The sequence below is a fragment of the Kitasatospora cinereorecta genome, assembly GCF_024172095.1.
GTDB lineage: Bacteria > Actinomycetota > Actinomycetes > Streptomycetales > Streptomycetaceae > Kitasatospora > Kitasatospora cinereorecta.
The window spans coordinates 831,537-844,670 of record NZ_JAMZDX010000001.1; the positions used below are offsets into that span (position 1 = coordinate 831,537).

The window sequence follows — 13,134 nt, forward strand, 5'->3', positions numbered from 1 at the left end:
CCAGCCCGGCCCCACGGGCGCGTGCGCGTGCGAACGGCGCGCACCGGCGCACCGCGGCCCGGTTGCGCCTCGGGCGCCCCTTGCGTACCACCGGTCCCGGCGCGATTCCATCTGTACCGAAACGGATCAGTGACGAAGCCGATCACCGGAGCACCAGGAGAGACGCATGACGGTCGAGACCGAGCCCGCGCCCGGGACCCACGTCGAGGTACGCGCGCAGCTCAGCCTCAGCACGGTCGCGGCGAGGAACCTCGCCACCACGACCAAGTCCAAGCCCCAGATGCAGGAGATCAGCTCCCGCTGGCTGCTGCGCAAGCTCCCCTGGGTGCACGTCAAGGCCGGCACGTACCGGGTCAACCGGCGCCTCAGCCACGCGGTCGGGCGGGGCCGGGTCGGCTTCGTCAAGACCGGCCGCGAGGTCAGGGTGGTCGCGCCCACCCTGTGCGAGCTGCCGGTGCTGCGCGGCTTCGTCGACGACGGCGTGCTCGGCGAGCTGGCCGGCCGCTTCGTCCAGCGCGACGTCGCCGCAGGCCAGGTGCTGGTAGAGGAGGGCGCCGAGATCTCCGAGGTGTTCCTGATCGCCCACGGCAAGCTGGAGCGGATCGGCACCGGCAAGTACGGCGACACCACGGTCCTCGCCGTGCACGCCGACGGCGAGCCGATCGGCGACGAGGCGCTGACCGTCGAGGACAACCGCTGGCCCTACAGCGTCCGGGCGGTCACCGCCGGCACCGTGCTGACCCTTTCCTGGTCGGCGTTCCGGGAGCTGGCGGGGCGCTCCCCGGCGCTGCGCGCCCAGATCGACCGCTACGTCGAGGGCGTCCGGCACCCGCAGAACGCGCACGGCGAGGCCGAGATCGGGATGTCCGCCGGGCACGAGGGCGAGTACGCGCTGCCCAGCACCTTCGTGGACTACGAGCTGGCGCCGCGCGAGTACGAGCTGAGCGTCGCCCAGACCGTGCTGCGGGTGCACAGCCGGGTCGCCGACCTGTTCAACCACCCGATGAACCAGACCGAGGAGCAGCTGAAGCTCACCGTCGAGGCGCTGCGCGAGCGCCAGGAGCACGAGCTGGTCAACAACCAGGACTTCGGGCTGCTCGCCAACTGCGCCTTCGACCAGCGGATCCAGACCCACTCCGGCCCGCCCACCCCGGACGACCTGGACGAGCTGCTCGCGATGCGCCGCGACACCGACGCGATCTTCGCCCACCCGAAGGCGATCGCCGCGTTCGGCCGCGAGTGCAACCGGCGCGGGGTCTACTTCTCCACCGCCGAGTTCGGCGGCCACCACGTGCCCGCCTGGCGGGGCGTCCCGATCTACCCCTGCGGCAAGATCCCGGTGGTCGGCGGCCACTCGACCTCGATGATCGCGATGCGCACCGGCGAGGACAACCAGGGCGTGGTCGGGCTGACCCAGATCGGCATCCCGGACGAGGTCGAGCCCGGCCTCAACGTCCGCTTCATGGGCATCGACGACAAGGCGGTCGTCAACTACCTGGTCTCCACGTACTACTCCGCCGCGATCCTGGTGCCGGACGCCATCGGCGTGCTGGAGAACGTCGAGATCTCCCGCCCGCGCGGCTGACCCCGGCCCCCGCCCCGCTAGGTGCGCGCCCGCAGCAGGAGCAGCGAGCGCGCGCCCAGCGGCACCCCCTCCAGGGCGCGGTGGGCGGCGTCCGGTTCGCCGGGCAGGGCGGTGTCCACCACGGTCTCCCAGGCGGAGGCCCAGGGCTCGCCGGGGAGGGTGAACTCCGCCGGCTCGTGGCCGCCGTTGAGCAGCAGCAGGAAGCTGTCGTCACGGACGGCGCAGCCGTGCTGGTCGCGCTCCGACATCGCCGCGCCCGACAGCAGCATGCCCAGCGCGTGGCCCGGGGCGAACCAGTCGGCCTCGGTCATCTCCCGGCCGGACGGGGCGAACCAGGCCAGGTCCCGCTGCCCGTTCGGGGCGGTGGCCCGGCCGGAGAAGAACGCCCGCTGCCGCAGCACCGGGTGCGCCCGGCGCAGCCGGATCAGCCGCGCGGTCAGCTCCAGCAGCGAGCGCCACTCCGGCCGGTCCGCCAGCGACCAGTCCAGCCAGCTCACCGGGGTGTCCTGGCAGTACGCGTTGTTGTTGCCGCCCTGGGTACGGCCCAGCTCGTCGCCGGCGGTGATCATCGGCACCCCGGTGGAGAGCAGCAGGGTGGCCATCAGGTTGCGCAGCTGCCGGGCCCTCAGCTCGGTGACCGCGGGATCGGCGGACTCGCCCTCGGCGCCGCAGTTCCAGGAGCGGTTGTCGTCGGTGCCGTCCCGGTTGTCCTCGCCGTTGGCCTCGTTGTGCTTGCGGTTGTAGGTGACCAGGTCGCGCAGGGTGAAGCCGTCGTGCGCGGTGACGAAGTTGACCGAGGCGTACGGGCGGCGGCCGCCGCGCTGGTAGAGGTCGGAGGAGCCGGAGAGCCGGTAGCCGAGCTCCCGGACGTCCGGCCGCGCGCCGCGCCAGAAGTCGCGGACGGTGTCCCGGTACTTGTCGTTCCACTCGGCCCACAGCGGCGGGAAGCCGCCGACCTGGTAGCCGCCCGGGCCGACGTCCCACGGCTCGGCGATCAGCTTGACCCGGCTGAGCAGCGGGTCCTGGGAGACCGCGGCGAGGAACGGGTGGTGCATCTCCACCCCGTCGCCGCCGCGGGCGAGCGCCGCGGCCAGGTCAAAGCGGAAGCCGTCCACCCCCATCTCGGCGACCCAGTACCGCAGCGAGTCGGTGATCAGCCGGATCACGTGCGGCTGCCGGGTGTCCAGGGTGTTGCCGCAGCCGGTGTAGTCGGCGTAGCCGCGCCGGGAGCGGTCGAGGCGGTAGTAGCCGCCGTTGTCGACGCCGCGGAAGGACAGCGACGGGCCCATCACCCCGCTCTCCGCGGTGTGGTTGTAGACCACGTCGAGGATCACCTCGATCCCGGCCGCGTGCAGCGCCCGGACCATCCGCTTGAACTCGCCGACCTGCTGGCCGCGGCTGCCGGAGGCGGAGTAGCCGGCGTGCGGGGCGAAGAAGCCGAGGGTGTTGTAGCCCCAGTAGTTGGTCAGCCCGCGGGCCTGCAGGTGGTCCTCGCTGACGTGGTGGTGGACCGGCAGCAGCTCGACCGCGGTCACCCCGAGCCGGACCAGGTGGTCGATCGCGGCCGGGTGCGCCATCCCGGCGTAGGTGCCGCGCAGGTGCGGCGGGATGTCCGGGTGCAGCCGGGTGAAGCCGCGGACGTGCACCTCGTAGATCACCGTCTCGGCCCACGGGGTCTTCGGCCGCTGGTCGTCGTACCAGTCGTCGTCGTCGTGGACCACCACCGCCTTGGGCACGTACGGCGCCGAGTCCCGGTTGTCGCGGACGGTGTCGGCGACGTCCCGCTCGGGCCAGCCGCGCACCGCCGCGCAGGTGGCGTCGTGCGCCAGGTAGTGGCCGTCGATGGCCCTCGCGTACGGGTCGACCAGCAGCTTGGCCGGGTTCCAGCGGGCGCCGGTCCACGGGTCCCAGCGGCCGTGCACCCGGAAGCCGTAGCGGGTGCCGGGGAGGACGCCGGGGAGGTAGCCGTGCCACGTCTGGAAGTTCTGCTCGGCGAGGCGGTGTCTGCTCTCCCGCCCGTCCTCGCCGAACAGGCAGAGCTCGACCGCCTCCGCGCCGGGCGCCCAGAGCGCGAAGTTGGTGCCGTGGGTGCCCTCGGCGTCGGTGCGGTAGCGGGCGCCGAGCGGCTGCCAGCTGCCGGGCCAGGGCGCGGCGGGTTCGGGGTGGGGGGCCGTGCCGTTCAGTGCGGCGGCCGGGGCGTGCCCGACGCCCCGGGCCGCGCCCGTTCCCAGCTCCCGCCATGCCGTCATGGCACCCTCCCAGCCATCCGGGGGCCCGTCCCCGTCCTCCTCTTGTTTCCCTGATCGGAGGCGGTCGTCACCCGCCCGACCGGGTCGTGACGCAGGGTGATCACCCGGTCGGTCTCCGGAGCCGGCGGGTGAAACGTTCACTCGTGTCCGTCACCGCGGGTGGTCGTTGGACGGTGCGACACCGGCCGGCACCGGCCGGACCGGGATCACGCGGGAGGACCGGGATGCGCCCAGGAGTACGGGTCTGGGCACGGCGGGCGGCGGCGTTCGGGCTGGTCCTGCTGGCCGGCTGCACGGGACCGGGCCCTGGTCCCGCGCCGGGCGGCCCGGCGGCCGCGGGCACGGCGCTGAGCATGGACGGCGCCCCGCCGAGCCCGCCGGTCTCCCGGGCGCAGCTGACCACCGCGCCGGCCGACGGTGCCCAGGAGGTCCCGCTGGAGGGCGCGGTCCGGGTCGCCGTGGCGCAGGGACGGCTGGTCCAGGTCCGCCTGGCCGACGACCGGGGCACCCCGGTGGCCGGCACCGCGGCCCCGGACGGCACCGGGTGGACGCCGGGCGCCCGGCTGGCCCCGGCCACCGCGTACACCCTGGACGTGGTCGCCGAGGACGCGTCCGGGCTGCGCGCCGCCCAGCACACCGCCTTCACCACCCGGACCCCCGAGCGCACCTTCGTCGCCTTCTTCACCCCGGAGGACGGTTCGACGGTCGGCGTCGGCATGCCGGTCTCGCTGCGCTTCACCCGTCCGGTCGCCGACCGGGCGGCGGTGGAGCGGGCGGTCGCGGTGACCGCGGACCCGCCGGTGCCGGTGGTCGGGCACTGGTTCGGCGACCAGCGCCTGGACCTGCGGCCCGAGACGTACTGGGCGGCCGGGACCAGGGTGACCGTGGCGCTGCGGCTGAAGGACGTCCAGGCCGCGCCCGGGTACGTCGGCACCCAGTCCAAGGACGTGCACTTCACGGTCGGTCGCTCCCAGGTCAGCGTGGTCGACCTGGCGGCGCACACCATGGCGGTCCGCCAGGACGGCCGGCTGCTGCGCACCCTGCGGATCAGCGGCGGCAGCCCGGAGCACGCCACCTACCTGGGCGCGATGGTGGTCTCGGAGAAGTTCGAGGTGACCCGGATGGACTCGCAGACCGTCGGCCTCGGTGACGAGTACGACATCAAGGACGTCCCGCACGCGATGCGGCTGACCGCCTCCGGCACCTTCGTGCACGGCAACTACTGGGCCGACCCGGAGGTCTTCGGCCGCGCCAACACCAGTCACGGCTGCATCGGCCTGGCCGACGCCAAGGGCGGCTGGGACCAGGCGCCGGCCGGCTGGTTCTACGAACACACCCTGGTCGGCGACGTGATCGAGGTGCGCGGTCCCACCGGCGACCGGGTGCCCCCCGACAACGGCCTGAACGGCTGGAACCTGTCCTGGTCGCAGTGGGTGAGGGGGAGCGCGCTCGCGCCCCGCTGACAGTTCACGGAACCGGCACCCACCTCCCGCTCAAGATTCACTCAGAGACGCCCGTTATCCTGCGAGTCCCGGTGCAACCGTCCCGGGCGAAGACGCGTGTGTATTCGCTGTGGATACCGGGAGGGGAGCAGACCGAGTGAAGCCGGTAAGGGCGGCCGACGCCGCGATACGTACGACTGCGCGGACGGCCGCGCGAGGCCGGGCGGCGCAGGCCGGTGTCGCCGTACTGATGGGGGGCGCGCTGCTGTTGACGGCGGCGTGCAGCGGTTCCAAGGGCGGCGGGTCGACCGACGCCGGCGGCAGTGGTGGCGGCGGCTCGTCGGCGGCCTCGCCGGCTGCGCCGAAGACCTCGACCGCCCAGCTGACGGTGACCCCGCAGGACGGGGCCACCGATGTCGCCCCCAAGGACGGCCTGCAGGTCAGCGTCGCCAGCGGCACGCTGACCAGCGTCGAGGTGACCGACAAGAACGGCAAGGCGGTGCCCGGCACCATCGCGTCCGACGGGCTGAGCTGGAAGCCGAGCGAGGCGCTCACCGTCGGCATGGTCTACAAGGTGAACGCCCAGGCGAAGGACGCCGCCGGCCTGGTGGCCGCGTCGACCACCAGCTTCACCACGCTGACCCCGGCCAAGACCGTCGCGACCAACGACAACATCGCCGACAACGGCACCTACGGTGTCGGCATGATCGTCTCGGTGGCGTTCAGCAAGTCGGTGAAGAACAAGGACGCGGTGCTCAAGGGCATCACCGTCGAGGGCTCCGACGGCACCGTGGCCAAGGGCCACTGGTTCGGCACCCAGCGCCTGGACTTCCGTCCGCAGGAGTACTGGAAGCCCGGCACCAAGGTGACCGTCAAGTACCACCTGAAGAACGTCGAGATCTCGCCCGGCGTCTACGGCGACGTGGACAAGGACGAGCCGTTCACCATCGGCCGCTACCAGGTGTCGGTGGCCGACGCCGGCAGCCACATGATGACGGTCAAGAAGGGCGACGGCTCCACCCAGCAGATCCCGATCACCGCGGGCAACGACGACAACCCGTCGTGGAACGGCACCATGGTCATCTCCGGCAAGGAGAAGGTGACCCGGATGAACTCCGCCACCGTGGCCAACGTCAAGGGCGAGGAGTACGACGTCCCGGACGTGCCGCACGCGATGCGGCTGACCGCCTCGGGCACGTACGTGCACGGCAACTACTGGGGCAACGCCTTCGGCAAGTCCAACGCCAGCCACGGCTGCATCTCGATGCAGGACGGCAAGGGTGGCGACGACAGCTCGACGGCCGGCAAGTTCTTCGCCGCCTCGATGATCGGCGACGTCGTGACGATCAAGAACTCCAAGGGCCAGACGGTCTCGCCGGACAACGGCCTGAGCGGCTGGACGCTGCCCTGGAGCCAGTGGTGACCCCGGCTCGTTGAGCCAGCACGGCCCGGCCGCTCCTCGGAGCCGCCGGGCCGTTCTGCGTTCGTGACCGAATCACGACGTTCGCTATGCAACTTCCCGCTTGGGTAGACCGTGTTATGAGCTGACGGACCGGGGTGGATCGCCCGCGCGGCCGTCGTAGCGACCGTGTGGGGAGTTGGGGAACGTGAAGTCGATGCGCAGGGGCCTCGCGGTGGGGGCGCTCGGAGGCGCCCTGGTGCTGATGGCGGTGACCGGGTGCAGTGCCGGTGGGACGAAGGACAAGGGCGGCGACAGCGGCGCCGCCGCCGCGAAGATCGCGGCGCCGGCCAAGCCGACCGTCTCGGCGGCGGTGGTCTCCATCGAGCCCGCCAACGGCACCAAGGACGTCAAGCCGGCCGGCGCGCTCAAGGTCTCGGTGGCCAGCGGCAAGCTGACCACCGTCAAGGTGACCGGCCCGGACGGCAAGGAGGTGCCCGGCGCCGTCGCCGCGGACGGCCTCAGCTGGCTCCCCACCGGCACCCTGGACGTCTCCACCGACTACAAGGTGAACGCCCAGGCCGTGGACGCCCAGGGCGTCGCCACCGCCGCCGAGAGCGGCTTCACCACCCTCACCCCGGCCAAGGACGCCGGCGCGCACGACAACATCACCGACAACGAGACCTACGGCGTCGGCATGATCGTCTCGCTCACCTTCCAGCGGCCGGTCAAGGACAAGGACGCGGTGGTCAAGGGCATCACCTTCGAGGCGTCCGACGGCACCGTGGTCAAGGGCCACTGGTTCGGCGACCAGCGGGTCGACTTCCGCCCCGAGAAGTACTGGACCCCGGGCACCAAGGTGACCGTCAAGTACCGGCTGAAGAGCGTCGAGGTGGCGCCCGGCGTGTACGGCGGGGTCGACCACGACGAGCCGTTCACCATCGGCCGCTCCCAGGTCTCCACCGCCGACATCAACACCCACCGGATGACCGTGGTCCGCGACGGCCAGCAGATCGACTCGGTCCCGTTCACCGCCGGCAAGGCGGGCTTCGACACCTGGAACGGCTCGATGGTGGTCGAGGCGATGGAGGGCACCACCCGGATGACGTCCAACGGCGTCACCTCTCCGGGTTCCGGCGACGAGTACGACCTGGTGGTTCCGCACGCCATCAGGTTGACGGACTCGGGCACGTACGTGCACGGCAACTACTGGAGCAGCGCCATCGGCAACTCCAACGCCAGCCACGGCTGCATCGGCGTCCAGGACACCCAGGGCGGCAGCGACAGCTCCCGCGCGGGCAAGTTCTACCAGTCCTCGATGGTCGGTGACGTGGTCACGGTGGTGAATTCCAAGGGGGACACGGTCTCCGCGGACAACGGTCTCGGTGGCTGGAACGTCGCCTGGGGCTCCTGGTAGGACGCGGGCCGGACGCCGCGGGCGTCCGGCCGTCCGTTCGGTTGCGGGCGGCATATGCCACCTGAATAGTGATCGTTTGGTCATTGTCCGTACGCACCCGCTCGCGTTCCGCAATGATGGGGCGCATGGCGGGAATCGGCGAAGCGACTCTGGTGGCACATCAGTTGGCCCGTTTGGAAGATGACGATCCGTCGGCGGCCGGCGAACACGTGGTGCTGGCGGATCTGGAGAAGCTGACGGCGGCGGAGATGGAGCGCGACTACACCGCGCTGCTCCGCGATCCCGCCGTGCCGCGGGAGGTGCCGCTGCCCTCCCGGCCCGAGTCGGCCGGGGTGGCCCGCCGGGTGGTGCTCGCCGTCCTGCGGCTGTGGGGGCTCCAGCAGCATCTGGAGGCGGCCGAGTTACTCACCGGCGAAATCGTCGCCAACGCGGTCCGGCACGCCGGTGGGCGGATGGTCGGACTGCGCCTGCACCGGCGGCCCGGCTGGATCCGGGTCGAGGTGCGGGACTCCTCACGGGCGCTGCCCTGTCTGATCCTCGCCAACGAGGCCGGCTACGAGAGCGGCAACGGCCTGCGGATCGTCGATGCCGTCGCCGACCGCTGGGGCGCCGACCTGCTGCCCCGCGGCAAGGGCGTCTGGTTCGAGCTGAAGGTCCGCGAGCGGGCCGCCTGAGGCCCGTACCGGGCCCGGAAAACCATGCGGGGCCCCCGTCCACCGATCGTGTGGTCTGGGGGCCCCTGCGGTGTCACCGCGCAGGCCAGGGGGGTGCGTGCCGCGCGATGGAACGGCCGAACCGGGTCAGGGAGGCCGTGGATCGTGGGCGATGTGCCCGACTTATTCGACTATCGCACGGTCTCACCGGGTGAAACAAATTGGATCCGAAGGTCTGTGGTCGAGTTCACCTTCGCATCCGAGGTTTCCGCCCCGGGTGGCCCGATCGGCACGCCGCGCGCGGCAACGAGCGGCGCCGTGCCGGGCGGGCCGGCCTGCCCCCGGGGCGGGCAGCTCAGAGGCTGTTGGCCGCGCGCGCTATGTCGGCGGCGAAATGGGACACCTGGGTGTACACGCCCGGGTAGCCCGGAGCGGCGCAACCCGCGCCCCAGCTGACGATGCCGACCTCGATCCACTTGCCGGAGTCGTCCTTGCGGAACATCGGCCCGCCCGAGTCGCCCGGGCAGGAGTTGACACTGCCTCCCAGGCGACCGGCGCAGATCTCGTCGCTGGGCACGAGGTTGTCCGGGTACTCCTTCCCGCAGGTCGCGTCGTCCACGAACGGGACGGTCGCCTTGCGCAGGTAACGTTGCTGGTCGCCGCTCCCGTCGTCGCCCCAGCCGGCGATGGTGAAATCGCCCTTGTCGTACTTCCCGTTGGTGGCGATGGGCAGGGTGGGCAGGTTGAAGGGCTTCGCGAGCTTGATCAGTGCCCAGTCCTTGCCCCACCCCGTGTAGCCCGGGGCCTCGAACACCTTGGTGGACTGGATGGAGACGGCCTTGCCCGACCGGAGGTCGACGCTGCCGGCGGTGACGGTGATCCTGGTCTCGTCGCGGGTCTCGCCGACGCAGTGCGCGGCGGTGAGCACGACGTCCTTCTTGTAGAGGGCGCCGCCGCAGCCCATCGACAGCCGGACCATGAACGGGAACTCGCCCTCGGCGGCCCGGGTTCCGCCGACCACGGCGGGGCTGCGGTCGGCGAAGGGCGCCGGCTCGGCGGCGGCCTGGGCGACCGGCTGGAGGGAGAAGGCGGCGAGGGCGACGGCACTGGCGGCCAGCGCTCGTCGGGGTGCGGGCATCTTGCGCAGCAGGGTCAACGCGCTTCCATTCGCGGGTAGGGGGATCCGACGCCTCGGCGGCGTGGATCGGCACGTGAACCAGGTGACTCCGCACGCGCATCGAGCAGGTTGAGCGTGAACCGGCCGGCTCTGACGAGTGCTGCGCGTGAGGCGCACCTGACAACTCCGAGAATTCCTGCCGCGACCTCGGCCGGCCAATAAGGGACGGCTGAAATACGTATCCCTAACCGGCGCCGCATGACGAGTACGCAGGCACGCAAGGAGACTGACGGTCCGTCACCGCATGCCGTCGTGGGGAAACGCATCGAGGCCCGGCCGCTGCGCGAACGCCTGCGGCCGGGCCCCGATCACCTGCTGGGCAGTGCCCGCCGAAACGGGCGCTGAACAGCGGGCCGGAGCGCCTGAACTCAGCACTCGATGACGTTGACGGCGAGGCCGCCGCGCGAGGTCTCCTTGTACTTGATCTTCATGTCGGCGCCGGTCTCCTTCATAGTCTTGATCGCCTTGTCGAGGGAGACGTGGTGCCGACCGTCGCCGCGCAGGGCCATCCGGGCCGCGGTGACCGCCTTGACGGAGGCCATGCCGTTGCGCTCGATGCAGGGGATCTGGACCAGACCGCCGACCGGGTCGCAGGTGAGGCCGAGGTTGTGCTCGATGCCGATCTCGGCGGCGTTCTCGACCTGCTCGGGGGTGCCGCCGAGGACCTCGGCGAGGCCGCCCGCGGCCATCGAGCAGGCGGAGCCCACCTCGCCCTGGCAGCCGACCTCGGCGCCGGAGATGGAGGCGTTCTCCTTGAAGAGCATGCCGATCGCGCCCGCGGCGAGCAGGAAGCGGACGATGCCGTCGTCGTCGGCGCCCGGGATGAAGTTCAGGAAGTAGTGCAGGACGGCCGGGATGATGCCGGCGGCGCCGTTGGTCGGTGCGGTGACCACCCGGCGGCCGGAGGCGTTCTCCTCGTTGACCGCCATCGCGTAGAGGGTGACCCACTCCATCGCGTTGGCCGGGCCGATGCCCTCGGCGCGCAGCGCCCGGGCCCCGGCGGCCGCCCGGCGGCGGACCTTCAGCCCGCCCGGCAGGATGCCCTCGCGGGCCATGCCGGCCGCCACGCACTCCTGCATCACGGCCCAGATCTCCAGCAGCCCGGCGCGGATCTCCGCCTCGCTGCGCCAGGCCTTCTCGTTCTCCAGCATCAGGCCGGAGATGGACAGGCCGGTCTCCCGGGTGAGCCGCAGCAGCTCCTCGCCGGTGCGGAAGGGGTAGCGCAGCTGGGTGTCGTCGGGGACGACCCGGTCGGCGCCGATGGCGTCCTCGTCGACCACGAAGCCGCCGCCGACCGAGTAGTAGGTCTTCTCCAGCAGGGTGGAGCCGTCGGCGGCGAAGGCCCACAGGGTCATGCCGTTGGCGTGGTACGGCAGCGCCTTGCGCCGGTGCAGGACCAGCTGGGTGTCGGGGTCGAACGGGATCTCGTGCAGGCCGAGCAGGTTGATCCGCTTCTCGGCGCGGATCCGCTCCACGTCCTGGTCGGCCCGGTCGACGTCGACCGTCCGGGGCGAGTTGTTCTCCAGACCGAGCAGCACCGCCTTGGGCGTGCCGTGGCCGTGGCCGGTGGCGCCGAGCGAGCCGTACAGCTCGGCGCGGAGCGAGGCGACCTCGGTCAGCAGGCCCTCGGACTTCAGGCGCCGGGCGAACATCCGGGCGGCGCGCATCGGTCCGACGGTGTGCGAGGAGGACGGCCCGATGCCGATGGAAAAGAGGTCGAACACGCTGATGGCCACGGGGTGACGTCCTTGTCTGGTCTCGTGGGACGAACTGGGGCGGTGCATGGGACGGGGCACCGCACGCACGTGTTCCAGTGTGCGCGGTGCCCCGGAAAGCGGGGGTGACGGGCCGGGTGAGGCCCGTCACCCACCGGGTTACAGCTCGGGGTAGAGCGGGTGCTTGGCGGCCAGCGCGGTGACGCGGGCCTTGAGCGCCTCGGCCTTGGCCTCGTCGAAGCCCGGCAGCAGGGTCTCGGCGATGACGTCGGCGACCTCGCGGAAGTCCTCGGCCTGGAAGCCGCGGGTGGCCAGGGCCGGGGTGCCGATGCGCAGGCCGGAGGTGACCATCGGCGGGCGCGGGTCGTTCGGGACGGCGTTGCGGTTGACCGTGATGCCGACCTCGTGCAGGCGGTCCTCGGCGTCCTGGCCGTTCAGCTCGCTGTTGCGCAGGTCGACCAGGACCAGGTGCACGTCGGTGCCCCCGGACAGGACCGAGACGCCGGAACCGGCCACGTCCTCCTTGAGCAGGCGCTCGGCGAGGATCTTGGCGCCGTCGAGGGTGCGCTGCTGGCGCTCCTTGAACTCCTCCGAGGCGGCGACCTTGAAGGCCACGGCCTTGGCGGCGATCACGTGCTCCAGCGGGCCGCCCTGCTGGCCGGGGAAGACCGCCGAGTTGATCTTCTTGGCGTGCTCGGCCTTGGAGAGGATGACGCCGCCGCGCGGGCCGCCCAGGGTCTTGTGGGTGGTCGTGGTGACCACGTCCGCGTACGGCACCGGCGAGGGGTGCAGACCGGCGGCGACCAGGCCGGCGAAGTGGGCCATGTCGACCATCAGCAGGGCGCCGACCTCGTCCGCGACGCGGCGGAACTCGGCGAAGTCCAGCTGGCGGGGGTAGGCGGACCAGCCGGCGATGATCAGCTTGGGCTGGTGCTCCTTGGCGAGGCGCTCGACCTCGGCCATGTCGACCTGGCCGGTCTTCTCGTCGACGTGGTACGCGACCACGTTGTAGAGCTTGCCGGAGAAGTTGATCTTCATGCCGTGGGTCAGGTGACCGCCGTGGGCCAGGTTGAGGCCCAGGATGGTGTCGCCCGGCTGGATCAGGGCGAACATCGCGGCGGCGTTGGCCTGCGCACCGGAGTGGGGCTGGACGTTGGCGTGCTCGGCGCCGAACAGCTCCTTGATGCGGTCGATGGCGATCTGCTCGACCACGTCGACGTGCTCGCAGCCGCCGTAGTAGCGGCGGCCGGGGTAGCCCTCGGCGTACTTGTTGGTCAGCACCGACCCCTGGGCCTCCATGACCGCCACCGGGGCGAAGTTCTCGGAGGCGATCATTTCGAGGGTGGTCTGCTGGCGGTGCAGCTCGGCGTCGACCGCGGCGGCGATCTCCGGGTCGAGCGCGTGCAGGGACTGGTTCAGAACCGTCATGAGGTGGATCTCCCCGTGGGGCGGTGGGCGGGAGGCGGGGCGGCCGCCGCGCTGCGGCCGCCCCCGGGA

At 71.7% G+C, this 13,134-nt stretch carries 9 protein-coding genes; 5 read left to right on the forward strand and 4 right to left on the reverse strand.

Going from position 1 to position 13,134, the window contains the following annotated elements; translation table 11 throughout:
• Window positions 1-166 precede the first annotated feature (166 nt).
• Window positions 167-1,585: a family 2B encapsulin nanocompartment shell protein gene (locus FHR36_RS03795; protein ID WP_253793738.1), complete on the forward strand. Its 1,419-nt coding sequence runs from the start codon at window positions 167-169 to the stop codon at window positions 1,583-1,585.
• Window positions 1,586-1,602: 17 nt separating this feature from the next.
• Here the strand turns inward: FHR36_RS03795 and glgX are convergent, their stop codons facing one another.
• Window positions 1,603-3,834, reverse strand: coding sequence for a glycogen debranching protein GlgX (gene glgX, locus FHR36_RS03800; protein ID WP_253793739.1), 2,232 nt, complete (start codon window positions 3,832-3,834; stop codon window positions 1,603-1,605).
• A gap of 224 nt (window positions 3,835-4,058) precedes the next feature.
• Here glgX and FHR36_RS03805 point away from each other — a divergent pair, with 224 nt between their 5' ends.
• The 4 genes from FHR36_RS03805 to FHR36_RS03820 all read left to right on the forward strand — a co-directional run bounded on the left by FHR36_RS03805 (window position 4,059) and on the right by FHR36_RS03820 (window position 8,766).
• Window positions 4,059-5,297, forward strand: a complete 1,239-nt coding sequence (locus FHR36_RS03805; RefSeq protein WP_253793740.1) for a L,D-transpeptidase — start codon at window positions 4,059-4,061, stop codon at window positions 5,295-5,297.
• A 136-nt stretch (window positions 5,298-5,433) separates the two neighbouring features.
• The gene (locus FHR36_RS03810; RefSeq protein WP_253793741.1) at window positions 5,434-6,699 is read left to right on the forward strand and encodes a L,D-transpeptidase; all 1,266 of its coding nucleotides are present in this window, start codon (window positions 5,434-5,436) and stop codon (window positions 6,697-6,699) included.
• Window positions 6,700-6,892: 193 nt separating this feature from the next.
• Window positions 6,893-8,092 carry a L,D-transpeptidase gene (locus FHR36_RS03815; protein ID WP_253793742.1) on the forward strand — a complete coding sequence of 400 codons (1,200 nt, stop codon included), beginning with the start codon at window positions 6,893-6,895 and terminating at the stop codon, window positions 8,090-8,092.
• A 173-nt stretch (window positions 8,093-8,265) separates the two neighbouring features.
• Window positions 8,266-8,766 (forward strand): ATP-binding protein, encoded by a 501-nt coding sequence (locus FHR36_RS03820; protein ID WP_253793743.1) that lies wholly within the window; start codon window positions 8,266-8,268, stop codon window positions 8,764-8,766.
• 334 nt (window positions 8,767-9,100) lie between these two features.
• On the opposite strand, the gene FHR36_RS03825 is transcribed toward FHR36_RS03820, so the two are convergent.
• The 3 genes from FHR36_RS03825 to FHR36_RS03835 all read right to left on the reverse strand — a co-directional run bounded on the left by FHR36_RS03825 (window position 9,101) and on the right by FHR36_RS03835 (window position 13,065).
• Complete coding sequence (locus FHR36_RS03825; protein WP_253794712.1) at window positions 9,101-9,883, reverse strand: S1 family peptidase; 783 nt, start codon at window positions 9,881-9,883, stop codon at window positions 9,101-9,103.
• 407 nt (window positions 9,884-10,290) lie between these two features.
• Window positions 10,291-11,658, reverse strand: coding sequence for an L-serine ammonia-lyase (locus FHR36_RS03830; RefSeq protein WP_253793745.1), 1,368 nt, complete (start codon window positions 11,656-11,658; stop codon window positions 10,291-10,293).
• 138 nt (window positions 11,659-11,796) lie between these two features.
• Window positions 11,797-13,065, reverse strand: coding sequence for a serine hydroxymethyltransferase (locus FHR36_RS03835; protein WP_253793747.1), 1,269 nt, complete (start codon window positions 13,063-13,065; stop codon window positions 11,797-11,799).
• Window positions 13,066-13,134 lie beyond the last annotated feature (69 nt).

What these genes read in the sequence shown, in the direction of transcription:
- FHR36_RS03795 (WP_253793738.1), top strand. Translation starts at nt 167, where the DNA reads ATGACGGTCGAGACCGAGCCCGCGCCCGGGACCCACGTCGAGGTACGC.
- glgX (WP_253793739.1), bottom strand. Translation starts at nt 3,834, where the DNA reads ATGACGGCATGGCGGGAGCTGGGAACGGGCGCGGCCCGGGGCGTCGGG.
- FHR36_RS03805 (WP_253793740.1), top strand. Translation starts at nt 4,059, where the DNA reads ATGCGCCCAGGAGTACGGGTCTGGGCACGGCGGGCGGCGGCGTTCGGG.
- FHR36_RS03815 (WP_253793742.1), top strand. Translation starts at nt 6,893, where the DNA reads ATGCGCAGGGGCCTCGCGGTGGGGGCGCTCGGAGGCGCCCTGGTGCTG.
- FHR36_RS03825 (WP_253794712.1), bottom strand. Translation starts at nt 9,883, where the DNA reads ATGCCCGCACCCCGACGAGCGCTGGCCGCCAGTGCCGTCGCCCTCGCC.
- FHR36_RS03835 (WP_253793747.1), bottom strand. Translation starts at nt 13,065, where the DNA reads ATGACGGTTCTGAACCAGTCCCTGCACGCGCTCGACCCGGAGATCGCC.